The sequence below is a fragment of the Stagnihabitans sp. genome (assembly GCF_964946895.1).
Genome location: NZ_CBBQHX010000033.1, coordinates 21,472 through 42,518, shown reverse-complemented (window position 1 = coordinate 42,518; position 21,047 = coordinate 21,472). Strand labels below are relative to the sequence as shown.

The 21,047-nt window shown below is 64.3% G+C and carries 22 protein-coding genes; 13 read left to right on the top strand and 9 right to left on the bottom strand.

Annotated features, from left to right (window positions below):
- Positions 1–18: 18 nt before the first annotated feature.
- On the bottom strand, positions 19–1,068 hold the full coding sequence (locus tag AC1Y2B_RS17995) for a rod shape-determining protein (RefSeq protein ID WP_478002683.1): 1,050 nt from the start codon (positions 1,066–1,068) through the stop codon (positions 19–21).
- Positions 1,069–1,369: 301 nt separating this feature from the next.
- On the opposite strand from AC1Y2B_RS17995, the gene AC1Y2B_RS17990 reads away from it, so the two are divergent.
- Positions 1,370–2,137 carry an SDR family NAD(P)-dependent oxidoreductase gene (locus AC1Y2B_RS17990; RefSeq protein ID WP_482254498.1) on the top strand — a complete coding sequence of 256 codons (768 nt, stop codon included), beginning with the start codon at positions 1,370–1,372 and terminating at the stop codon, positions 2,135–2,137.
- A 49-nt stretch (positions 2,138–2,186) separates the two neighbouring features.
- Here the strand turns inward: AC1Y2B_RS17990 and AC1Y2B_RS17985 are convergent, their stop codons facing one another.
- Positions 2,187–3,770, bottom strand: a complete 1,584-nt coding sequence (locus AC1Y2B_RS17985) for a 2-isopropylmalate synthase (protein ID WP_482254497.1) — start codon at positions 3,768–3,770, stop codon at positions 2,187–2,189.
- Positions 3,771–4,052: 282 nt separating this feature from the next.
- Here AC1Y2B_RS17985 and AC1Y2B_RS17980 point away from each other — a divergent pair, with 282 nt between their 5' ends.
- The 6 genes from AC1Y2B_RS17980 (at position 4,053) to AC1Y2B_RS17955 (ending at position 8,593) form a co-directional block, all read left to right on the top strand.
- On the top strand, positions 4,053–4,718 hold the full coding sequence (locus AC1Y2B_RS17980) for an SDR family NAD(P)-dependent oxidoreductase (RefSeq protein ID WP_482254496.1): 666 nt from the start codon (positions 4,053–4,055) through the stop codon (positions 4,716–4,718).
- A 218-nt stretch (positions 4,719–4,936) separates the two neighbouring features.
- Positions 4,937–5,566: a hypothetical protein gene (locus tag AC1Y2B_RS17975; protein WP_482254495.1), complete on the top strand. Its 630-nt coding sequence runs from the start codon at positions 4,937–4,939 to the stop codon at positions 5,564–5,566.
- Between the two features lie 128 nt (positions 5,567–5,694).
- Entirely contained in the window at positions 5,695–6,261 is a 567-nt protein-coding gene (locus AC1Y2B_RS17970) for a hypothetical protein (RefSeq protein ID WP_482254494.1), read from the top strand.
- Positions 6,258–6,776 carry a helix-turn-helix transcriptional regulator gene (locus tag AC1Y2B_RS17965; protein WP_482254493.1) on the top strand — a complete coding sequence of 173 codons (519 nt, stop codon included), beginning with the start codon at positions 6,258–6,260 and terminating at the stop codon, positions 6,774–6,776. The genes AC1Y2B_RS17970 and AC1Y2B_RS17965 overlap by 4 nt, the downstream gene beginning before the upstream one ends.
- A gap of 718 nt (positions 6,777–7,494) precedes the next feature.
- Positions 7,495–8,010: a hypothetical protein gene (locus tag AC1Y2B_RS17960; protein ID WP_482254492.1), complete on the top strand. Its 516-nt coding sequence runs from the start codon at positions 7,495–7,497 to the stop codon at positions 8,008–8,010.
- A 61-nt stretch (positions 8,011–8,071) separates the two neighbouring features.
- Positions 8,072–8,593, top strand: coding sequence for a helix-turn-helix transcriptional regulator (locus AC1Y2B_RS17955; protein ID WP_482254491.1), 522 nt, complete (start codon positions 8,072–8,074; stop codon positions 8,591–8,593).
- Here AC1Y2B_RS17955 and AC1Y2B_RS17950 read toward each other — a convergent pair.
- Complete coding sequence (locus AC1Y2B_RS17950) at positions 8,590–8,961, bottom strand: DUF2237 family protein (protein ID WP_482254490.1); 372 nt, start codon at positions 8,959–8,961, stop codon at positions 8,590–8,592. The genes AC1Y2B_RS17955 and AC1Y2B_RS17950 overlap by 4 nt on opposite strands.
- Positions 8,962–9,197: 236 nt before the next feature.
- Between AC1Y2B_RS17950 and AC1Y2B_RS17945 the strand changes: the two genes are divergently transcribed.
- The 4 genes from AC1Y2B_RS17945 to AC1Y2B_RS17930 all read left to right on the top strand — a co-directional run bounded on the left by AC1Y2B_RS17945 (position 9,198) and on the right by AC1Y2B_RS17930 (position 15,149).
- The gene (locus tag AC1Y2B_RS17945) at positions 9,198–10,328 is read left to right on the top strand and encodes an aromatic ring-hydroxylating oxygenase subunit alpha (RefSeq protein ID WP_482254489.1); all 1,131 of its coding nucleotides are present in this window, start codon (positions 9,198–9,200) and stop codon (positions 10,326–10,328) included.
- A gap of 167 nt (positions 10,329–10,495) precedes the next feature.
- Positions 10,496–13,426: an isoleucine--tRNA ligase gene (gene ileS / locus AC1Y2B_RS17940; RefSeq protein WP_482254488.1), complete on the top strand. Its 2,931-nt coding sequence runs from the start codon at positions 10,496–10,498 to the stop codon at positions 13,424–13,426.
- A gap of 1 nt (position 13,427) precedes the next feature.
- The gene (locus tag AC1Y2B_RS17935) at positions 13,428–13,886 is read left to right on the top strand and encodes a methylated-DNA--[protein]-cysteine S-methyltransferase (RefSeq protein ID WP_482254487.1); all 459 of its coding nucleotides are present in this window, start codon (positions 13,428–13,430) and stop codon (positions 13,884–13,886) included.
- Positions 13,887–13,991: 105 nt separating this feature from the next.
- Positions 13,992–15,149, top strand: coding sequence for an MFS transporter (locus tag AC1Y2B_RS17930; protein ID WP_482254486.1), 1,158 nt, complete (start codon positions 13,992–13,994; stop codon positions 15,147–15,149).
- On the opposite strand, the gene ruvB is transcribed toward AC1Y2B_RS17930, so the two are convergent.
- Genes ruvB through ruvC form a run of 3 tightly spaced genes read right to left on the bottom strand, consistent with a single transcriptional unit; the run spans position 15,146 to position 17,351 of the window.
- The gene (gene ruvB / locus AC1Y2B_RS17925; RefSeq protein WP_482254485.1) at positions 15,146–16,171 is read right to left on the bottom strand and encodes a Holliday junction branch migration DNA helicase RuvB; all 1,026 of its coding nucleotides are present in this window, start codon (positions 16,169–16,171) and stop codon (positions 15,146–15,148) included. The genes AC1Y2B_RS17930 and ruvB overlap by 4 nt on opposite strands.
- The gene (gene ruvA, locus AC1Y2B_RS17920; protein WP_482254484.1) at positions 16,168–16,842 is read right to left on the bottom strand and encodes a Holliday junction branch migration protein RuvA; all 675 of its coding nucleotides are present in this window, start codon (positions 16,840–16,842) and stop codon (positions 16,168–16,170) included. Before ruvA ends, ruvB begins: the two co-directional genes overlap by 4 nt.
- Positions 16,839–17,351 carry a crossover junction endodeoxyribonuclease RuvC gene (ruvC, locus tag AC1Y2B_RS17915; RefSeq protein ID WP_482254483.1) on the bottom strand — a complete coding sequence of 171 codons (513 nt, stop codon included), beginning with the start codon at positions 17,349–17,351 and terminating at the stop codon, positions 16,839–16,841. Before ruvC ends, ruvA begins: the two co-directional genes overlap by 4 nt.
- 311 nt (positions 17,352–17,662) lie before the next feature.
- On the opposite strand from ruvC, the gene AC1Y2B_RS17910 reads away from it, so the two are divergent.
- The gene (locus AC1Y2B_RS17910; RefSeq protein ID WP_482254482.1) at positions 17,663–17,866 is read left to right on the top strand and encodes a DUF1127 domain-containing protein; all 204 of its coding nucleotides are present in this window, start codon (positions 17,663–17,665) and stop codon (positions 17,864–17,866) included.
- A 70-nt stretch (positions 17,867–17,936) separates the two neighbouring features.
- Here AC1Y2B_RS17910 and AC1Y2B_RS17905 read toward each other — a convergent pair whose 3' ends face one another.
- Positions 17,937–18,287: a hypothetical protein gene (locus tag AC1Y2B_RS17905; RefSeq protein WP_482254481.1), complete on the bottom strand. Its 351-nt coding sequence runs from the start codon at positions 18,285–18,287 to the stop codon at positions 17,937–17,939.
- A gap of 102 nt (positions 18,288–18,389) precedes the next feature.
- On the bottom strand, positions 18,390–19,277 hold the full coding sequence (locus tag AC1Y2B_RS17900) for a 50S ribosomal protein L11 methyltransferase (protein WP_482254480.1): 888 nt from the start codon (positions 19,275–19,277) through the stop codon (positions 18,390–18,392).
- 173 nt (positions 19,278–19,450) lie between these two features.
- On the opposite strand from AC1Y2B_RS17900, the gene AC1Y2B_RS17895 reads away from it, so the two are divergent.
- On the top strand, positions 19,451–20,116 hold the full coding sequence (locus AC1Y2B_RS17895; RefSeq protein ID WP_482254479.1) for a TetR/AcrR family transcriptional regulator: 666 nt from the start codon (positions 19,451–19,453) through the stop codon (positions 20,114–20,116).
- Between the two features lie 15 nt (positions 20,117–20,131).
- On the opposite strand, the gene msrA is transcribed toward AC1Y2B_RS17895, so the two are convergent.
- On the bottom strand, positions 20,132–20,788 hold the full coding sequence (gene msrA / locus AC1Y2B_RS17890; protein ID WP_482254478.1) for a peptide-methionine (S)-S-oxide reductase MsrA: 657 nt from the start codon (positions 20,786–20,788) through the stop codon (positions 20,132–20,134).
- Between the last annotated feature and the right edge of the window lie 259 nt (positions 20,789–21,047).

The window sequence follows — 21,047 nt, the reverse complement described above, 5'->3', positions numbered from 1 at the left end:
AGACCCTAGCCTACAGGCTCAGCTGTCGTAGTCGATGACGTGACGCAGTTGCTTTTCGTATTCCAGCGCCTTGCCGGTGCCAAGGGCGACACAGTTCAAAGGTTCGTTGGCGACCGAGATGGAAAGGCCGGTCTGTTCGCGCAAGGACAGGTCCAGATCGCCCAGCAGCGCGCCACCGCCGGTCAGCATGACGCCGCGGTCGACGATATCGGCGGCGAGGTCGGGCGGGGTGGTTTCCAAGGCCTGCATCACCGCGTCACAGATTTGCTGGACGGGTTCGGAGAGCGCCTCGGCCACCTGGGCCTGGTTGATCTCGGTTTCTTTCGGCACGCCGTTCAGAAGGTCGCGGCCGCGGATCTGGATCGAGGCACCCCGGCCATCGTCGGGCATGCGGGCGGTGCCGATGGTGGTCTTGATGCGCTCGGCGGTGGATTCACCGATCAGCAGGTTCTGGTGGCGGCGCAGGTAGTTGATGATGGCTTCGTCCATCCGGTCACCGCCAACGCGGACCGAGCGGGCGTAGACGATGTCACCCAAGGACAGGACGGCCACTTCCGTGGTGCCGCCGCCGATATCCACCACCATGTTGCCGGTGGGATCGGTGATGGGCATCCCCGCACCGATGGCGGCGGCGATCGGTTCGGCGATCAGGCCTGCGCGGCGGGCGCCGGCGGAGAGAACGGATTGACGGATGGCGCGCTTTTCAACGGGGGTGGCGCCGTAAGGCACGCAGACGATGATCTTGGGTTTGGAGAAGGTGGAGCGTTTGTGGACCTTGCGGATGAAGTGCTTGATCATCTCTTCGGCGGTGTCGAAGTCGGCGATCACACCGTCGCGCATCGGGCGGATGGCCTCGATGCTGCCGGGGGTGCGGCCCAGCATCAGCTTGGCGTCTTCGCCCACGGCCAGCACCTGCTTCTTGCCGTCCTTGACGTGGTAGGCCACCACGGAAGGTTCATTCAGGATGATCCCGCGCCCCTTCACGTACACAAGCGTGTTCGCCGTCCCGAGGTCAATCGCCATGTCTGACGAGAAAAGTCCCGAGAAGATGCTGGAGAGTATCGACATTCTGTGGCGCCCCGCTGTGGCCCTGAAAATTGAAAGCACCCGCGACTCAGGCGAGAGGCGGGCGTCTTCGTATAGGGTTTGTCACAAATGGGCGAAAGGGCCAAGCCAAATTGCCCGCGCCTTTCCGCCAAGTGCTTTGAAACTATGGATTTTCCCGCTTCTGGTCGACTGAATCCGGGCCTTGAGGCCTGTTGCTTGTCTTTTTCCAACATTTTACCGTTTTGATGGCAAGCGGCTTGGCGGAGGGGCTTTGCTGCTTCTATGGTCGCTTCACCATGTCGTGTGGCCAAAGGGGCGAAAGATGTTCGATTTTACCAACCGGGTGGCCTTGGTGACCGGAGCGGGCAGCGCGGTGGGAATCGGGTTCGCCATTGCGCAGGCGCTGGTGAGGGCGGGGGCAAAGGTCTGTGTCACCTCGACCACCGGCCGGATCTTTGACCGTGCGGCGGAGTTGGGCTGCATGGGGCATGTGGCGGACCTGACCGATCCGGGCCAGGTGGCGGGGTTGTTTGCGGCGGTGGCCGAGCGGCTGGGGCCGGTGGAGGTTCTGGTCAACAATGCCGGCATGGTGCAATCGGGCAAGCGGGTGAAGCGGGCCAAGCTGGGCGGGCTGTCGGATGCCGATTGGGCGCATCATATGGCGCTGAATATTGGCGTGACGTTTCACTGCATCCGCGCGGCACTGCCCGGCATGCAGGCGGCGGGCTATGGGCGGATCGTCAATATCGCCTCGGTCACCGGGCCTTTGGTGACGATTGACGGGTCGTCGGGGTACTCGACGGCGAAGGCCGCGATTACGGGGATGACGCGGTCAGTGGCGCTGGAATATGGGCGCGCGGGGATCACCTGCAACGCGGTGTTGCCGGGGTGGATTGGCACGGCGTCTTCGTCGGCGGCCGAGATCCGGGCGGGCAAGGTCACGCCAGTTGGGCGGCCGGGGACTGCGGCGGAGGTGGCGGCCTGCGCGGTGTTTCTGGCATCACAGGCGGCGAGTTATGTGAATGGCGCGATGCTGGTGGTGGATGGTGGCAATACGCTGATTGAAATGAAGGGCGCAGGCGGGCTCTGAACCGAAAAGCGCGGCCCGGGGGCCGCGCTTTGGGTGTTTGGGCAGACCGCTAGTGCAGGTCTTTGTAGTTCACTTGCTTCATGTCGCTGTCAGGCGCCGACTTCTGACGGCGCACGATCAGGCGGTTCAGCGCGTTGACGTAGGCTTTGACGCTGGCCACGACGGTATCGGTGTCTGCCGACTGGCCGGTCGCGATGCGGCCATCTTCCGACAGGCGGACGGAGACGGTGGCTTGCGCGTCAGTGCCTTCGGTGACGGCGGAGACCTGGTACAGTTCCAGCGTGGCCTTGTGCGGGAAAAGTTCGTCCACCGCGTTGAAGGCGGCATCGACCGGGCCGTCGCCGGTGGTGTCGGTGCTTTTCTCGACGCCGTCGATCAGCAGGGTCAGTTCGGCTTCACGCGGGCCTTCGGTGCCGCAGACGACGCGCAGGCGTTTGACCTGAAGGAAGTCGTTTTCGTCATTGGTCGCCTCGTCCTTCACCAAGGCGATCAGGTCGTCGTCGTAGACCTCTTTCTTCTGGTCGGCCAAGGTCTTGAAGCGGACGAAGACGTCGTTCAGCTGGTTGTCGGCCAGATCGAAGCCCAAGGCCTTCAGCTTGGCGCGCAGGGCGGCGCGGCCGGAGTGTTTGCCCATCTGGATGTTGTCGGCAGAGATGCCGATGTCTTCGGGGCGCATGATTTCAAAGGTTTGCACGTTCTTCAGGACGCCGTCCTGATGGATGCCGGATTCGTGCAGGAAGGCGTTCTTGCCGACGATGGCCTTGTTGAACTGCACGGGGAAGCCCGAGACAGCCGAGACGCGGCGCGACAGGTTCATGATCTTGGAGGTGTCGATGGCGGTCTTGTAGGGCAGGATGTCGTTGCGCACGCGCATCGCCATGACGACTTCTTCCAGCGCGGTGTTGCCCGCACGTTCGCCCAAGCCGTTGATGGTGCATTCGATCTGGCGGGCGCCCGCCTCGACCGCGGCCAAGGCGTTGGCGGTCGCCATGCCGAGGTCGTTGTGGCAGTGGGTGGCGAAGATGATGCTGTCAGCACCGGGGACGCGTTCCAGCAGCATCTGGATCAGCTTGGCGGATTCGAAGGGGTAGGTGTAGCCCACTGTATCGGGGATGTTGACCGTGGTGGCGCCGGCCTTGATGGCGATTTCCACCGTGCGGCAGAGGTAATCGTGTTCCGTGCGGGTGGCGTCCATCGGGCTCCACTGCACGTTATCACACAGGTTGCGGGCGTGGGTGACGGTGTCGTGGATGCGTTCGGCCATCTGGTCCATGTCCAAGTTCGGAATGGCGCGGTGCAGGGGCGAGGTGCCGATGAAGGTGTGGATGCGCGGCGAGCGGGCGTGTTTCACGGCCTCCCAGCAGCGGTCGATGTCCTTGAAGTTGGCGCGGGCCAGACCGCAGATGGTGGAATTCTTCGCGCGGCGGGCGATTTCGGACACCGCCTGAAAGTCACCTTCCGAGGCGATGGGAAAGCCCGCCTCGATGATATCGACGCCCATTTCATCCAAGAGGCTGGCAATCTCCAGCTTTTCGTCGTGGGTCATCGTGGCGCCGGGGGATTGTTCCCCGTCACGCAGGGTGGTGTCGAATATCAAGACGCGGGGTTGGGCGGTTTTGTCGGTCATGTCCATGATCCTTGGGAGAGTTTCTTAGCTTGAGCCGGGCGCTGATCACCTCCGAGCGGTCGCACCCAAGGGGCACGCTCAGAGGCGGCTAAGAAGAAGCAGACCCAAGGCAAGGTCGTGCGCCGACGCGGGGCAAAACCCCTGTGCAGCGCCGGACATGATGCGTTCCTTGGTCATGGGGCGGGACTATATCCACGAATGGGGGAAAGGAAAGGGGGGCGGCACGGAAAAATCCATGGCTTGGCTGGGGCAAAGCCCGCGCTAGCTGTGGCAAAAGCGGAGGATCGCATGGAACGGGCATTGGTGGTGGGCGCGTCGGGCGGGATTGGCGGCGCGCTGGTTCAGGCCTTGGCGGGGCGGGGCGTGGCGGTGACGGGCCTGTCGCGCCGGCAGGACGGGCTGGATGTGACGGATGAGGCCAGCATCGCGCGGGTTCTGGGCGGGCTGGAGGGGGCGTTTGACACGGTGATCGTGGCCACCGGGGCGCTGGAGCTGGGCGGGGTCGGGCCGGAAAAGGCGCTGCGGGCGGTGACGCCGCAGGCCCTTGCGGCGCAGTTTGCGCTGAATGCGATGGGGCCGCTGCTGGTCTTGAAACATGCGCTGCGCCTGATGCCCCGGGATCGGCCGGTGCGGTTTGCCGCGCTGTCGGCGCGGGTGGGGTCGATCGGCGACAATGGTCTGGGCGGCTGGTATTCGTATCGGGCGGCCAAGGCGGCACTGAACCAGTTGATCCACACGGCGGCGATCGAGGTGGCGCGCAGCCATCCGCAGTCGGTTGTGGTGACGCTGCATCCGGGCACGGTGGACACCGGGCTCACGGCCAACCACCGGGGCAATCATGCGGCCATGCCGCCTGCCCAAGCTGCCGGCCATCTGATCGGCGTGCTGCAGGGCCTGAGCCCGCAGCACAGCGGTGGCTTCTTTGATTGGCAGGGCGCCCCGATCGTCTGGTGACGGGCGCGGCTTTTGCCGCCGGTTTGGCGGTTTTCAGGGGCTATTGTCGGCTAAACGAAGGTTTATCAGGCGTTTTGACCGCAAATTGCCCGACTTCAAACGTTCGGCGCATGGAGGCCGGGGGCGAAGGTCCGGATGGTCAACCGTCCGAAGCGCTGATTCGGTCCGGAAACGGGATCGTGTCAGCCTCGGGTGCAAAGAGCAGAGCAGGGAACGAAATGAAACGTGCGCGTTTGAATACGGCAGCCTTGGGGCTTGGGGTGTCAGTGCTGGCGGGCCTGATGCTGTCGACGATGGTCTGGGCGGAAGATGTGGGGCAGGGCGATCCTGTTGCGGTCTCTGAGCCGTCGCAACAGGCGGGGCTGCCGCAGGGTTGCCCGGTCATTGTGACCGACAACATTGCCCCGGTTTTCGTCGCAGGGGACGGAACTGACGGTGGCACCGGTGGCGGCAGCGATGACCCCAAAGCCGGCGACGATGGCCAGACCCTTGCGACCGATGACGTCGCCCCGGGTCCGGCCGCAGGCGACGGGACGGATGGCGGCAGCGATGACCCGCAAGCCATTGACGACGGCAAAGACGGCTCTGGCGACGCTGGGCAGGGCGGCCTGCCGGACTCCAATGTGCTCGTGTCGTTGTTCGACGCCGGCTGCGACGGGTGTGACGTGGTCCGCACCTTCGTGGCCTATGATCGACCGTTGGGGGCTGGGGCCTCCTTGGGCGCGCCGGGTGCCGCCGCCTCCTCGTCCGGCGCGTCGGGTGCCGTGGCGCGTGCGCCTGCCGGGCAGGCGCTTGGGGCCTGCGCCGTGGCATGGCTGTGCAACTGGCAAAAGAACGTCAGCCACTGACGCCGGAACAGGTCTGTTGGTATCGGCCGGGGCTTTGGCCGATACCCTTTAGAGCGTATTCCCTTTGATCCCGGCTTCGGTCAGCTAAAAGGCGAAACAGGAGGCGGGGCCTTGGCCGCCGCGTGATCATGAAGAAAGCGATTCTTGTCGCGCTTGTGCTGATGGGCCTGGGCGCGCAGGCACAGGCGCGCAGCGTGGAAGAGCAGCTGATCGCCGCCCTGAAGGCGCAGGGCTATGTCATTTTGGAAGACGGCTATACCTTTCTGGGCCGGCTGCGCATCGTGGCGGAAAGCCCGCTGTATCACCGCGAGTTGGTGGTCAATCCGGAAACCGGCGAGATCCTGCGCGATTATGCGACCTTGGTCGCGCAAGCCGCCCCGACTGCACCCGCGTCGCACGGCGGCGGTTTGGTGACGGCCTCGCACGGGGGGGGATCTGGCGCAGGGGCGGCGCAGTCCACGGGCCCGACGACGGCGGGCCCAACGACGGCGGGGACGACGACGGCGGGGACGACGACGGTGGTAACCGCTTTGTCAGCCAGCGTTCCGGTGGACGGTGCGGCGGCCACGGCTGTGGTGCCGCCGGGCGGGGTGGAGCTGGGGGCGGACCCGACGCCGCCGGTGGCGGGCGATGGCGATGCGAACCCGGTGGTTCTGTCGGACCCGATTGCCCCTTTGACACCGGTTGCGCCGTGACCCGGGCGAGTTCCTACCTTGTTCTTCTGATCATCCAGTTCCTGTGTGCCATGTTTTTCCTGGCCGATATTCTGCTGTCGGTCGTCGGGCTGTATCCAAAGCCGATTTCGTGGTCGATGCGGGAGATGATGGAGATTGGCGCGCTTCTGGGGCTGTTTCTGGGGTTGATCTTCGGTGGGCTGCTGGTCTGGCGTGCCTTCAGCGATCTGCACCGCGCCGAGGCCCGGCTGGAGCGCAGTTCTGGCGATTTTGCCGATCTGCTGAACGAGCGGTTTGGCGAATGGGGCCTGACGGCGGCAGAGCGTGATGTGGCCGTGTTTGCCATCAAGGGTTTGACGGTTCAGGACATTGCCCGGCTGCGGGAAACCTCGGAGGGGACGGTCAAGGCCCAGACGGCTGCGATCTATCGCAAGGCCGGGGTGTCGGGGCGTCCGCAGCTGCTGAGCCTGTTCATCGAGGATATGATGGGGGCCGAACGCCGGCAGATCAAAGAGCCAAGCTGCAAGGTGGCCTGAGCCAGCGTCCGCGGCGGGAGGGCGGGCCTTGGGCGAATCGCACGGCTTGGGTCTTTGTGTTGTGCCGTCTGTGCCAGGGGTTTGCGCCGCGCGCCCCGTCTCGGGGGCGAAAAGCACAGCGGAGCCCCGACCAAAGTCTGAAGATTTTCGTCAAATTGGTCCTAAACTGCGGTTTAGGGCCTGTCTTGGCCGGTTTAGGGGGCCCGCATTGAACCTCAGATCAATTTCCGTTCGGGGTGAACCTGATATGTCCTTGGACGTCGCCCCCGGCAATCCCGCTGGTGGCGGTCTTGTGCCAAGCCGATCCCGACGTTTCCCAAACCAACAGTCCTGCACCTGTCCAAAGGGCCTTCCAAGGCTTGGCGGACATGCGTCAGGGCAAGCCCGCACCGCCCCCGTTCCATCCCCCAACTTGCCAGGGATGCGGCGCAATCCCGCCCCGGCGGGAGGCTTGCCCTGTACACCCGGCCCGTCCCCGGACGTCGGCCCAGACCGTGCCATCCCATCCCGGTGGCACCGCCCGGGCTTGGGGGCGGGTCGGGTGATCCCGCAGGGTTTTGACCGGGGCGGCAAGGCACGAACGACGCGGGAGCAAAGCCTTGGGGCGGATGCCGACCTGGCCCGCGCCACCACGATACGACCGGTTCGTCCAATTCTGTCTGGAACCGGAGTGATAACCATTATACAGCAAGGGGACCGGATTTTCCGGGAGTGAGCCATGAACCGACGCGCCTTCTTCACCTGCCTGACCGCTGCTTTGGCCATCCCCGCCGGGCAGGCCCTTGCCGCAACGGTGGCGGATGAGGTCATCGCGCAACTGGGCAAACAGGGCTTCAGCGACATCTCCTCGGAGACGACCTGGCTTGGGCGGCTTCGCATCGTGGCGCATCGCAAGGACGGGCAGCGGGAAATCGTCATCAACCCGCGCACTGGTGAAATTCTGCGCGACCAGTGGACGGCCATCAGCGGCGGCACCGGATCACAGCCGATCCTTGACACCGTCGGCGGTGATCAGGGCGGGTCTGACGGGGGGGGATCTTCCGGCAGCGGATCTTCCGGAAGCGGAACCTCGGGCGACGGATCTTCCGATGGCGGTTCGGGCGGCGATGGGTCAAGCGCGGGGTCGGGGGATGATTCAGGGTCGGACAAGGGGTCTGGCGGAGGGTCTGGGTCTGGCAAAGGGTCGGATGGCGGCGGCGACGGTGGTGGGGACGGCAAGGGTAAAGACGACTGATGCAGGACGATGACAGCACGGCACGGCATGGCGGCAATGACCTGACTGAGGCGGTGCTTTAGTGGGAAGACTTGCCGTTGTTGCGCTTGTGTTTCTGGCGCAGTCCTTGTGCGCGATCCTGTTCGTGTCGGATGTGTTTTCCTCGCTGTTCGGCTTTGAAGCGGCCCCGCTGTCGTGGGAAATGCGCGAACTGCTGGAGATTGGCGCAGCACTTGGCCTGATCATCGGGGCGGTTCTGGGCGGGTTGGCGATGCGCCGCCTGGTTCTGGACCGCAACAAGGCGCAAGAGCGGCTGCGCCGTGCCTCTGGCGCGTTTCTGGATCTGCTGGAGGAGCGTTTCGCCGAATGGGGCCTGACCCCGGCCGAGCGGGACGTGGCGCTGTTTGCCATCAAAGGCATGTCGACAGCCGAAATCGCCGTGCTGCGGGCAACCTCGGAAGGCACGGTCAAGGCGCAGACCAATGCGATTTATCGCAAGGCCGGGGTGTCAGGCCGCTCGCAACTGCTGAGCCTGTTCATTGATGATCTGATGCGCGACGACAATGCCGTGCGGCCGCCGTTGCAGAAGGTGGCCAACAGCTAGGGCTGGACCGCATTGGCTTGCAGGATGGCCAGCGGCACCACATCAAGCGTGCGCTTGTGGGTGGCGGCAAGGTTGACCTGCGGGGCCGCCCCTTCGTCATGCGCCTGCAGGAAGCGGCTGGCGCACAGGCACCAGCGGTCACCGGGCTTGAGGCCGGCAAAGCCGAACTCGGGCCGGGGGGTGGACAGGTCATTGCCGAGGTATTTCGACATCGCCAGAAACTCTGCCGTCATCACCGCGCAGACCGTGTGCTGGCCGCGATCCTCTGGCCCGGTGTCACAGCAGCCGTTGCGGTAAAAGCCGGTCACGGGCTTGGTGGAACAGGGCTCCAGCTTTTCGCCCAGCACGTTGACAGAGGGTTCTTTCATGGCAGGGCGGTCCTTGGCTTGGATGTCACAGCCCAATTTATGGCCCCGCCCGGCGGTCGCAAGGTGAATCGACCGAAGGCCGGGGCGAATGCATTGCCAAGCCGGCAGAATCGCGCAAGGCTTTGACAGGTTCTGGGGCGCGGATCGACGTCAGGTGGCCCCAAGGGGCGGACCTTGGGCGGGTCCTGTGGCCGCAGCGGCCGTTGCACCTGACCGAACCGAGCATGTGACCTGAAATGCCCCTGAACCCTGCCGAGTTGACCCAAGCCGTCCAGCCGATCGCGCGCGCGCGGTCGATGCCGGCCTGGTTTTACACCGACCCCGCGATTTTTGCCGCCGAACGCGAGGCGCTGTTCCTGTGCCACTGGTTCTTCCTGTGCCGCGAGGACCAGTTGCCCAACCCCGGCGACTACCGCGCCTTCGACAGCCCCGGCGGCCCGATTGTCGCCCTGCGCGGGGCCGATGGCGTGCTGCGGGTCTTTGCCAACCACTGCCGCCATCGGGGGTCGATCCTGCTGGAGGGCCAAGGCAACACTGGGGCCAAGGTCATGTGCCCCTACCACGCCTGGAGCTATCTGACGGACGGTCGCCTTTATGGCTGCCCCGACATGAAGGACGCCGAGGGCTTTGACCGCCGCGAGAACGGCATGGTGGCCTTGGACAGTGACATCTGGGCCGGGTTCCTGTTCGCCCGCTTCACCCATGACGGCCCCAGCCTGCGCGCCCATCTGGGCGATCTGCCCGACCGTCTTGCCTCGCACCGGCCCGAAGACATGCGCTGCACCTGGACTGTCACGCTGGAGCCGGCCTGCAATTGGAAGCTGATCCTTGAGAACGCGATGGAGACCTATCACACCGGGATCGTTCACCGCGATACGGTGGGGGCGCAGACCTCGCGGACGCTGCCGACCACGGGGAACTGGATCTGCATTCAGGTGATCTCGGGGCGGTCCATCGCCACCTTGTCAGATAGCGTGCCGCCGTTTGACCCGATCGACGGGCTGGATGAGGAGGCCCGCCAAGGCACCTATTTCACCGTGGCCCTGCCGACGATGCAGTTTGCCGTCGCCCAGGATTGCCTGTGGTGGCTAAACGTGACGCCGATCGCCGCCGACAAATCCCGGCTGGAGATTGGCGGCTGCTTCCCCAAGGCCCGGCTTGAGCAGCCCGATTTCGCGGAGCGGGCCGCCCCCTATTATGACCGCTGGGAAAGGGTGGGGCGCGAGGATGTCGGCATTCTGGAAAGGCAGCAGAAGGCGCTTGGGTCGGTGCTGTACCGTCCCGGCCCGCTTTCGGGACGTGACGACATGGTGCAGGCGCTGGGGGGCTGGGTGGTGGAGCGTCTTGGCCTTCTGCCGCAGGGTTGAACCCACCCATTCCCCTTTACCGTGCGCCCCGCCTTTTCTATAAGGCCGCCATGAGTTTGATATTCGTGATCATCGCCCGAATTATCGGCCCGGCGTCCTGACCTGACGCCGGGACATTGGCGCTTTGGCGCCCCCTTCCTCCGATACACCGTTCAAGGACCGCCCCGATGTGCGCTGACACGCCCGCCCCAGACTACCGCGACACTGTCTTTCTGCCCGAAACCGATTTCCCGATGCGCGCAGGTCTGCCGCAGCGTGAACCTGAGTGGCTGGCCCGCTGGGAGAAGATCGGCGTCTATGACCGCCTGCGCGGCAAGAAGGCCGCTGATGGCGGCAAGCGGGCCGATTTCACGCTGCACGATGGTCCGCCCTACGCCAATGGCCATTTGCACATCGGCCATGCGCTGAACAAGGTGCTGAAGGACATGGTGGTGCGCAGCCAGCAGATGATGGGCAAGGACGCCCGCTATGTGCCGGGCTGGGACTGCCACGGCCTGCCCATCGAGTGGAAGATCGAAGAACAATACCGCGCCAAGGGCCTGAACAAGGACGACGTCAACATCGTCGACTTCCGTCAGGAATGCCGCCGCTTTGCCGAAGGCTGGATCGACATCCAGCGCGCCGAGTTCAAGCGCATCGGCATCACGGGGAACTGGGACAACCCCTACCTGACGATGAACTACCACGCCGAAGCGGTCATCGCAGACGAGTTCATGAAGTTCCTGATGAATGGCAGCCTGTATCAGGGGTCCAAGCCCGTGATGTGGTCTCCGGTGGAAAAGACCGCCTTGGCGGAGGCCGAGGTGGAATATCACGACCTGACCAGCCATACGATCTGGGCAAGGTTCCCGGTGGTGGCCGGGGCGGACATCTTCACCAAGACCCGCACCGATGTGGTGATCTGGACGACGACGCCTTGGACCATCCCGCAGAACCGGGCGATCTCTTTCGGGCCTTCAATCGCTTATGGGCTTTACGAAATCATCGGGCGGCAGGCAGACAGCACGCTGACCATCGGCCACCGCTTGGTTCTGGCCGACAAGTTGGCGGAAAGCGCCTTCACCCAAGCCAAGATCAATGGGCCGGAGTTTGTCCGTCGCCTCTGCGATGTCTCTGCCGAGGATCTGGCGGCAATGATCTGCGCCCATCCCTATCGCGGGATCGAGGGTGGCCATGGCGAGTGGGATTTCGACGTGCCGGTGCTGCCAGGCGACCATGTGACCGATGATGCGGGCACCGGGTTTGTCCATACTGCGCCCAGCCATGGTGATGACGACTATCAGATGGGCGTCAAGTTCGGCCTGCCGATGACCTACAACGTCGAGGCGGATGGCACCTACCGCAAGGACCTGCCGGTGTTTGGTGGTCAGGCGATCCTGACGCCCGAAGGCAAGGAAGGCCCGGCCAATGTCAGCAATATCAAGGCGCTGGCGGCGCAAGGCGCTTTGCTGGCCAAGGGCAAGCTGAAGCATTCCTATCCGCATTCGTGGCGCTCCAAGGCGCCGTTGATCTACCGCAACACGCCGCAATGGTTCGTGGCCATCGACAAGCCGCTGGACGACGGCATGGGGACCTATGGCGACAGCATCCGCCAAAGGGCGCTGAATTCGATCAACCAACTGGTGACCTGGACGCCGCAAACCGGGCGCAACCGTCTGCACTCGATGATCGAGGCGCGGCCGGATTGGGTGCTGTCGCGCCAGCGCGCCTGGGGCGTGCCGCTGACCTGCTTCACCAAGGTTGGCGCCAAGCCCACCGACGCCGACTTCCTGCTGCGCAACGCCGACGTCAACGCCCGCATCCGTGAGGCCTTTGAGGCCGATGGCGCCGATGTCTGGTACAAGGACGGCTTCAAGCACCAGATGCTGCACGGCATCGTGGACCCTGACGCCTACAGCCAAGTCTTCGACGTGCTGGACGTGTGGTTCGATTCAGGCTCGACCCACGCTTTCGTGCTGCGCGACCGTGAGGATGGCAGTTCGGACGGCATTGCCGATCTGTACCTTGAGGGCACCGACCAGCATCGCGGCTGGTTCCATTCCTCGATGCTGCAAGCCTGCGGCACCAAGGGGCGGGCGCCGTATCGGGGTGTGCTGACGCATGGCTTTACCCTCGACGAGAAGGGCATGAAAATGTCCAAGTCGCTGGGCAACACCGTGGCCCCGCAAGCCGTGATCGACGAATATGGTGCCGATATCCTGCGGCTTTGGGTGGCGCAGGCCGATTACACGACCGACTTGCGGATCGGGAAGGAAATCCTGAAAGGTGTGGCGGACAGCTATCGCCGTCTGCGCAACACCATGCGGTTCCTGTTGGGCAACCTGAAGGACTTCTCGGATGCCGAGAGGGTCGATGTCGCCCAGATGCCGGAACTGGAGCAATGGGTGCTGCACCGTCTGGCGGAGCTGGATGGCGAAGTGCGTGACGGTTATGCGAAGTATGACTTTCAGGGCGTCTTCCAGAAGCTGTTCACCTTCGCCACCACGGACCTGTCGGCGGTCTATTTCGACATCCGCAAGGACAGCCTGTACTGCGATGCGCCCGCGTCCCTGACGCGGCGTTCGGCACGGACCGTGCTGGACATCCTGTTCCACCGCCTGACGACCTGGCTTGCCCCGATCCTGGTCTTCACGATGGAAGAGGTGTGGCTCTGCCGCTTCCCGGGCGCGGACAGCTCGCTGCATCTGCAGGACTTCCCCGAAACGCCGGCCGCCTGGCTGAACCCCGCGCTGTCTTCCAAATGGGAGGCGATCCGCGCCGCCCGCCGGGTTGTCACCGGGGCTTTGGAGGTGCAGCGCACCGCCAAGGTCATCGGAGCCAGCCTGGAGGCCGCACCGGTCGTGCATGTGGCGGAAACGGCGATCCTTGCGGCGCTGAAGTCGGTCGATTTCGCTGATCTTTGCATCACCTCTGGCCTGCAGCTGACCGCCGATCCCGAGCCGCAAGAAGCCTTCCGCCTGCCGGAAATCCCCGGCATCGGTGTGGTGTTCGAAAAGGCCGAGGGCGAGAAGTGCCAGCGCTGCTGGAAGGTTCTGCCAGACGTCGGAAGCCACAGGCACCCGGGCACCTGCAAGCGGTGCAACGACGCGCTCGGCTAGGATGGGCCATCCTGCCCCGGCGGCGATACAGACCCCGCTCGGCCCCGTTTCGGTGACGGAAGCGGCCGGGCGGATCATGCGACTGGACTGGTGCTGGCAGGATCGCCCGGCCACCGCGCTGGAAGCCGAGGCGCTGGCGCAGCTTGCGGCCTATTTCGCGGGCCGCCTGCAGACCTTCGATTTGCCCTTCGATTTTGGCAGCGGGCTGCACGAAAAGGTCCGCCGCGCCATGGCGGGCATCCCGTTCGGCGAAACCCTGACCTACGGCGATATTGCCCGCCGGGTCGGGGCCCCGGCACAGGCGGTGGGGCAGGCCTGCGGGGCCAACCCGATCCCGATCCTGATCCCGTGCCACCGGGTGCTGGGGGCAAAGACGCTCGGCGGCTTCTCGGCCAAGGGCGGGGTCGAGACGAAGGTCTGGCTTTTGCGGCATGAACATGCGGGCGGCTTGCTGATCTGATCAGCTATAACGTTACAGTCGGTCACAAAACGTGCAGATCCAAAGCATCGCCATGACTTTCCCCTGCGTCATCGCGCCGCTATGAGGGGGAAAATGGAGGGGTTCATGGACAGGCAAGCCAATTTGGGCCGCTGGGCGGTTGCGGCACTTTTCTTCATCAACGGCTTCAACATGGGGGCCTGGGCCCCGCAGATCCCCCAGATGATGGAGCGGCACGGGCTGAAATCCGGGGTCATGGGGGTGCTGATCGTGATGATCGGCCTAGGCGCGGTTTCGGCGATGATCTTTGCCGGCAAGCTGATTGCCCATCATGGGTCGCGCAAGATGGCGATCCTGTTTGCCGCCTGCTTCATTCCGATGTTTCCCCTGATGATCCTTGCCCCGTCGCCCTGGATCGCGGTGCCATTCCTGTTCTTGTACGGCGCATTCGGCGGCTGCATGGATGTGGCGATGAACTCCAACGCGGTGGCGGTGGAGCGGCGGCTTGGCCGTGCCGTCATGTCGTCGTCGCATGGGTTCTGGAGCTTGGGCGGCTTTATCGGCGGCGCCTTGGGCGGACGCGCGATCGAGACCTTTGGCTATGACAAGCAGGCGCTTGGCGTGGCGGCGATCTGTGCGGTGGTGCTGGCCGTTGCCAGCCGGTTCATCGTGAACGACCCGCCCCATGCCGAGGAAGCCGAGAAGCCCAAGGCCCGCATGTTCCCGCGGATCCCGATCCTGTATGTGCTGGGCGCGATGGCCTTGTTTTCGATGATGCCAGAGGGTGCGGTGCTGGATTGGGCTGCGGTCTATGTGAAATCCGAAATGGGTGCCGATCTGACGCGGCAGGGTCTGGCTTTTGGTCTGTTCTCGGGGGCGATGGCGGTGATCCGCTTTGGAGGCGACGCCGTGCGCAACCGGTTCGGGGCGGTCAAGACGCTGCGCGCCTCGGGCATCATCGGGGCGGTGGGGATTTTGGTGGGGGCGGCGGCGCCCAATGACATCGTGGCCATCGCGGGCTTTGCCTTCGCGGGCATTGGCGTGGCGAACATGGTGCCGATCATGTTCTCTGCCGCTGGCAACTATCCGGGCCTGCCGCCGGGGTCTGGGATCGCGACGACGACGATGATCGGCTACACCGGCTATCTGCTGGCGCCGTCGATCATCGGCTTCATTGCCCAGCATGTCGGCTTCCGCTTCACCTATGGCGTGCTGGCGCTGCTGCTTCTGGTGGTGGCAGGTCTTGCCGGCCGCGCGGCGGCGGCGGACCGGGTCAAGGCTTAAGCCTCGAACAGGTCCGATTGACCCGGCAAACGTGGCGCCTCCATCCCGAGGTGGCGCCACGCCCTTTGGCCCAGCATCCGGCCGCGCGGGGTGCGCAGGATCAGGCCCTGTTGCAGCAGGAAGGGCTCGATCACCTCTTCGATGGCATCGCGCGCCTCTGACAGGGCCGCCGCGATGGTTTCCACCCCCACAGGGCCGCCGCCATAGTGTTCGGCCAGCAGGTTGAGGTAGCGGCGGTCATTGCCATCCAGCCCCAGATGATCCACCCCCAGCCGCGTCAAGGCCCGGTCGGCAATCGCTTGGGTCAGGCGGCCATCGCCCTCGACCGTCACGAAATCGACCACACGGCGCAGCAGGCGGCCGGCGATGCGCGGCGTGCCACGGGCCCGGCGGGCGATTTCCCGTGTGCCGGCCGGATCACTTGGCACGCCCAGAAGCCGGGCGCCGCGGGTGACGATCAGGTCAAGCTCGTCTTCGGTGTAGAACTCCAGCCGGGTCGGGATGCCGAAGCGGTCACGCAAGGGCGTGGTCAGCAGGCCAAGTCGGGTGGTGGCGCCGACCAGCGTGAAAGGTTGAAGCTCGATCCTGACCGTGCGCGCCGCAGGGCCCTCGCCGATCACCAGATCCAGCGCAAAATCCTCCAGCGCGGGGTAGAGGACCTCCTCCACCACCGGCGACAGGCGGTGGATTTCGTCAATGAACAGAACGTCCTTCGGCTCCAGATTGGTCAGGATTGCGGCAAGGTCGCCGGGTTTGGCCAGCACCGGGCCAGAGGTCATGCGGAACCCCACGCCCAATTCGCGTGCCATGATCTGGGCCAGCGTGGTCTTTCCCAACCCCGGAGGGCCATGGAACAGCGTGTGATCCATCGCCTCGCCGCGCTGTTTGGCGGACTGGATGAAGACGCGCAGGTTGGCGCGGGCATCGGCTTGGCCGACGAAATCATCCAGGGTCTGCGGCCGCAGGGCGCGGTCCAGATCCTCGGGCTGCTTGGTGGGCGAGACGGGGCGGTCAGGGGTCATTTAGGTGCCAAGAGTTTCAGGCTTGCCCGGATCAGGGTGGCCGTATCCGCCTCGGGGCTTTCGGCCGAGATGGTCATGACGGCCTGCGCCGCTTCGCCCTGGCCATAGCCGAGGTTGACCAGCGCCGAAAGGGCGTCGGCGCTGAAGGCAGCCCGGTTCGACACCGGGGGCGGCGGCGCTGCGGCGGTGCGGCGTTTGGGGGCAGGGGTCTCTACCACCTCGGTCACCACGGCGGCGGCGGCGGGCATGGTGCCGCCCAGGGTCATCATGCCGGGGGCCTTGGATTTCAGCTCCAATATCACCCGCTGCGCAAGTTTCGGCCCAACGCCCTGTGCCGCCTGAATGGAGCGTGCATCGCCAAGCGCAATCGCCCGCGCCACGCCTTCGGCCCCCAAAGCCCCCAGAATCGACATCGAGGCTTTCGCGCCAACCCCTTGCACCGTCATCAGAAGCTTGTGCCACTCGCGATCAAACAGGGTCAGGAAGCCGAAAAGTTGCAGCAGGTCCTCGCGTACCAGAAGGTCGGTGTAAAGCGCCGCCGCCTCCCCCACCGGGGGCAGGGCGGCCAGGGTGCGGTCGTTGACATGGATGATGTAGCCCACGCCGCGCACGTCCAGCAGGACCTGATCCAGACCCTTCCAGTCGACGATCCCCGACAGTTTGCCAATCATCCTGCAGCCCTTTTCAACGCAGCCTCCAGCCGACCCGCACTTTGCAGATGATGCGCATGGCAGATGGCGATGGCCAAGGCGTCCGCCGCATCCGGCCCGGCAATCTCGACCCCCGGCAGTTGCAGGCGCACCATGTGATCCACCTGCGCCTTGGCGGCGTGGCCGACGCCCACCACCGCTTTCTTCACCGCATTGGGCGCATATTCCCCGATCACCAGCCCGGCTTGTGCCGGCACCAGCAGGGCAATCCCGCGCGCCTGACCCAGTTTCAGCGTGGCCACCGCATCCTTGTTGACGAAGGTATGTTCCACCGCCGCCGCATCGGGCTGAAACCGTTGCAACACCTCGGTCAGTTGGCTGTGCAACGAGACAAGCCGCTGCGCCAGCTCGCCATCGCCCGCATCCGAGTGGCAGATGCCGTTGGCCACATGCGTGATTCGCGCGCCCTGCACGTCGATCACCCCCCAGCCGAGGTTTCGCAAGCCCGGATCAATGCCGAGAACCCGCATCCCTGCCCCCTGTTGTCGTTGCCGAACGGTTAGCACGAAAAGAGAACATCCGCCAAGCGGTTTCACGTCAGCCGGGCCGCGCCTTCGCACCTGCAGAAAGCGGCACCCTGCCGAACGAAAGCGACGCTCTTGCGTCTTTCCTGAAATTTCATTAATGAAAACAAGGCGAAACTGTGGCGTCCAGCCATGCGCGGCACGCAAGACGGCCTTGCGGGGGGTCCTCTTGCTGTGCGTTCGCAGCAAGACTATTTACCGGGCATCGAGAGCGAAACATCGCCCTCTGCTTGTGCAGTTTTGAAAGGATAACCGCCATGGCTTCTTATGAGACGTCCCACGCGGCCCCGTTCGGTGCCATCACCGTTTTCCGCATGGTGCAATCCGTCGCCCATACTGTTGACGCGCTGAAGGCTTGGAACTCGGCCCGCATCACCCGCAAATCGCTGAACCGTCTGTCGAACCGTGAACTCGACGATATCGGTCTGTGCCGCGGTGACATCGAACTGATCGGTCGCTGATCAGATGGCCCGCCAGATTTAAGGCCGCTGCGTCTCGCAGCGGCCTTTTGTTTTGCCGTTTTGCCAAGTGCTATTTCAGCTTCATCAGCATGTCGCCGATCTTGCCCGCGACAAAGACCGTGACAGGCTCTGGCTGCATCAGCCATCCGCCGATGTGGTCGATGCCCTGACCTGACATCAACATGGCCACGCGCGCGTTGTAGGTTTCCGCGCCAACTTGTTGATACATCACGCCTTTCAGCAAGAAGACGCAGACCAGCACGAACAGGACAGGCCGCAAGAAAGGCCTGCGCCGTGCTGCCGGACGATGATAATAGGACCTGCCCAAGGTCCCGGTCGCCTCAAAGCCATAGCCCTTGGCACGCGCTTTTTGAATGCGCGACACCCGGTTGTAAAAATCCACCATATTTGGGTCGGCCATCCCAATCTCCCGATTCCGACCCCCACCAAGGTTACTTTGGGGTCAAAATGTGGCATAAATGGGGCAAAATGGCCGATTGAGGCGGGGAAGTGTTCGCGGGCCTTAGTTCCGCCGCAGCACCAGCGCTGACCATTCCCCTAGATCCTCACGCGAGACCGGGGTGAAGCCGGCAGCGACATAGGCTGCGGTGATGGCCTCGGCCTGCACGACCAGCAGACCCGACAGGATCACCAGACCCTTGCTGACGCAGTTCGCTGCCATCGCGGGGGCCAGTTCGATCAGCGGACCTTTGAGGATATTGGCGAAGATCAGGTCATAGGGTGCGGCCTGCTGGATTCGGGGATGGGCGAAACCCGCCGCCTCAAGGCATTCGACCCGGCCGGAAAGGCCGTTGATGGCCACATTCGCCTCGGCCACATCCACCGCGACCTGATCAATGTCCGACGCAATGACCAGCGCATCAGGCAGAACCGATGCCGCCGCCATCGCCAGAACGGCCGTGCCGCAACCGACATCGATCACCTTGGCCGGCCGCAAGCCCGCATTGTAAAGCCGGTCCCAGGCGCGCAGGCAGCCCAGCGTGGTGCCGTGGTGGCCGGTGCCGAAGGCCACGGTCGCCTCGATCAGCAGGGCGATCCGGTCCCCTTGCGCCCGAATTTCTTCTGCCTTATCCGCGTCATGGCTGCCATAGACATAGAAGCGGCCCGCTTCCACCGGCGAGAGTTCGCGCTTGACCTTGGCCACCCAATCCACCTCGGGCAGTTCCGAGACGGCGAAGGGTTTGGCCGCAAACGCCAGGGCGAAGATTTCCAGCATCACCATGTCTGGCGGGTCAAGGAAATAGGCGCCGACCTCCCAGAGCCCCGAGTCATCCTCGATCTCGAAGACACCCACACCCACCGGCTCTGGCGTCATCTTTTCAAGGGCTTCTGCCATGGCGTTGGCGGCATCCTCGCCGGTCAGCGTGGTCAGCGCGGTAAATGTGGGCATGGGGCGGCCTTTCGCGGCAAGGGACTTGGGGGCGATTAAGCCCCCGGCCGCCGCCCGTCAAGCGGCTCAAGCCATGTTGACTTCGGACCCGGCGCAGAGGACGATTGTCAAATTGAGGTTGTTGACAGTTTGACGCGCCAATGAGGTGGCGATGGTGAAAATTCAGGGCGATCATGTCCGACAGGTCTGAGCTTTTCGAACCGGCGTCGCGCGCGCCAAGACGGCCTCGCGGGCCGGCCTTGTCGGCGCCGCGCATCCTGCAAGAGGCCATGGCGCTGATTGATGCCGAAGGGCAGGCGGCGTTCAGCTTTCGGGTTCTGGCCGGCCGGCTGGGCTGTCAGGCGATGAGCCTGTATCATTACTTCCCCTCCAAAGCGCAGCTGTACGAGGCGCTGGTCGATCAGCTGATTGCCGAGGCGATGGACTATGACCACAGTGCCGCGTGGCAGGACCGGCTGCGCGGGGCGGCCTGCGCCTATCGGCGGATGGCGATCCGGCATCCGGGAATGTTCATGTATTTCAGCAGTTTCCGTCTGAACAACCGGGCTGGACTTGGATTTCTGGAGGGTATCCTGCACATCTTTGAAGATGCCGGATTGGACCCTGAGGGCCGGGCGCGGCACTTTCGCATCCTGGGCCACTATCTGGTTGGCGCTTGTCTGGACGAGGTGGTCAAAGGTCCCTCGGCGACGCGGCCCGTGCCGTTCGAAGCGGCGCGCAAAGACTATCCGGGCCTGATGGCGGTCGGCCCGTATTTCGTGGGCGACCGCCAGAAGACCGTGTTCGACGCCGGGATCGACCTGCTGATCCGGGCCATCGAGGCCGACCTAAGTCATTGATCGGCCTTCGCTATATCAGGCCTGAACCTTCAGTCCGATCGGGCAGGTGACGCCGGTTCCGCCGATGCCGCAATAGCCGTCGGGGTTCTTGGCGAGGTATTGCTGGTGGTAATCTTCCGCGAAGTAGAAGGTCGGCGCGGGCAGGATTTCGGTGGTGATCTGACCGTAGCCCTTGGCGTTCAGCGCCGTCTGGTACATGGCCTTGCTGGCCTTGGCCGCCTGTGCCTGAGCGTCGGAATATGTATAGATTCCAGAGCGATAGGTGGAACCTACGTCATTGCCCTGCCGCATGCCCTGGGTCGGGTCGTGACCTTCCCAGAAGGCTTTCAACAGGCCTTCATAGGTGATGATCGAAGGGTCATAGATCACCCGTACCACTTCGTTATGGCCGGTGAGCTGGGTGCAGGTTTCCTTGTAGGTCGGGTTGGGGGTGATGCCTGCGGCATAGCCGACCATCGTCAGCCAAACCCCCGGAATATTGTAGAATTTCCGCTCTACCCCCCAGAAGCAGCCCATGCCGAACAGGGCCTCTTCGAAGCCAGCGGGGACGGGGGATTTCAGCGGAATGCCCGAAACGAAATGGGTCTCGGCAGTGGGCAAGGGCGTGGGGCGGCCCGGAAGGGCCTTGTCGGGGGTGACCATCTCGGTCTTGCGGCGGTCGAACAGAAACATCGCGGCCTCCTTTGGGTGTGCCCGGGGAATATAGGGCCTTGGGGGCCGCAAGGGTAGGGGGCTGGCGGGGCTGTGATGGGCTGTAACAAAGCTGCAGGGTTTGCGTCAGGTTCCCGTCATGTGTCCGTAGTTCATCTGTAGCTACACGCGGTTCGGTTTGGTCAACCCGCGTTAACCTGTTCTGGCCGGGTTGGACGGGTGCCGGGGCCGAAACGGCGAGGGTCCAGTGTACCCTTGCCCGGCCCCTTGGACGGAGGCG

What these genes read in the sequence shown, in the direction of transcription:
- AC1Y2B_RS17995 (WP_478002683.1), bottom strand. Translation starts at nt 1,068, where the DNA reads ATGTCGATACTCTCCAGCATCTTCTCGGGACTTTTCTCGTCAGACATG.
- AC1Y2B_RS17990 (WP_482254498.1), top strand. Translation starts at nt 1,370, where the DNA reads ATGTTCGATTTTACCAACCGGGTGGCCTTGGTGACCGGAGCGGGCAGC.
- AC1Y2B_RS17985 (WP_482254497.1), bottom strand. Translation starts at nt 3,770, where the DNA reads ATGGACATGACCGACAAAACCGCCCAACCCCGCGTCTTGATATTCGAC.
- AC1Y2B_RS17980 (WP_482254496.1), top strand. Translation starts at nt 4,053, where the DNA reads ATGGAACGGGCATTGGTGGTGGGCGCGTCGGGCGGGATTGGCGGCGCG.
- AC1Y2B_RS17975 (WP_482254495.1), top strand. Translation starts at nt 4,937, where the DNA reads ATGAAACGTGCGCGTTTGAATACGGCAGCCTTGGGGCTTGGGGTGTCA.
- AC1Y2B_RS17970 (WP_482254494.1), top strand. Translation starts at nt 5,695, where the DNA reads ATGAAGAAAGCGATTCTTGTCGCGCTTGTGCTGATGGGCCTGGGCGCG.
- AC1Y2B_RS17960 (WP_482254492.1), top strand. Translation starts at nt 7,495, where the DNA reads ATGAACCGACGCGCCTTCTTCACCTGCCTGACCGCTGCTTTGGCCATC.
- AC1Y2B_RS17950 (WP_482254490.1), bottom strand. Translation starts at nt 8,961, where the DNA reads ATGAAAGAACCCTCTGTCAACGTGCTGGGCGAAAAGCTGGAGCCCTGT.
- AC1Y2B_RS17945 (WP_482254489.1), top strand. Translation starts at nt 9,198, where the DNA reads ATGCCCCTGAACCCTGCCGAGTTGACCCAAGCCGTCCAGCCGATCGCG.
- ileS (WP_482254488.1), top strand. Translation starts at nt 10,496, where the DNA reads ATGTGCGCTGACACGCCCGCCCCAGACTACCGCGACACTGTCTTTCTG.
- AC1Y2B_RS17935 (WP_482254487.1), top strand. Translation starts at nt 13,428, where the DNA reads ATGGGCCATCCTGCCCCGGCGGCGATACAGACCCCGCTCGGCCCCGTT.
- AC1Y2B_RS17930 (WP_482254486.1), top strand. Translation starts at nt 13,992, where the DNA reads ATGGACAGGCAAGCCAATTTGGGCCGCTGGGCGGTTGCGGCACTTTTC.
- ruvB (WP_482254485.1), bottom strand. Translation starts at nt 16,171, where the DNA reads ATGACCCCTGACCGCCCCGTCTCGCCCACCAAGCAGCCCGAGGATCTG.
- ruvA (WP_482254484.1), bottom strand. Translation starts at nt 16,842, where the DNA reads ATGATTGGCAAACTGTCGGGGATCGTCGACTGGAAGGGTCTGGATCAG.
- ruvC (WP_482254483.1), bottom strand. Translation starts at nt 17,351, where the DNA reads ATGCGGGTTCTCGGCATTGATCCGGGCTTGCGAAACCTCGGCTGGGGG.
- AC1Y2B_RS17910 (WP_482254482.1), top strand. Translation starts at nt 17,663, where the DNA reads ATGGCTTCTTATGAGACGTCCCACGCGGCCCCGTTCGGTGCCATCACC.
- AC1Y2B_RS17905 (WP_482254481.1), bottom strand. Translation starts at nt 18,287, where the DNA reads ATGGCCGACCCAAATATGGTGGATTTTTACAACCGGGTGTCGCGCATT.
- AC1Y2B_RS17900 (WP_482254480.1), bottom strand. Translation starts at nt 19,277, where the DNA reads ATGCCCACATTTACCGCGCTGACCACGCTGACCGGCGAGGATGCCGCC.
- AC1Y2B_RS17895 (WP_482254479.1), top strand. Translation starts at nt 19,451, where the DNA reads ATGTCCGACAGGTCTGAGCTTTTCGAACCGGCGTCGCGCGCGCCAAGA.
- msrA (WP_482254478.1), bottom strand. Translation starts at nt 20,788, where the DNA reads ATGTTTCTGTTCGACCGCCGCAAGACCGAGATGGTCACCCCCGACAAG.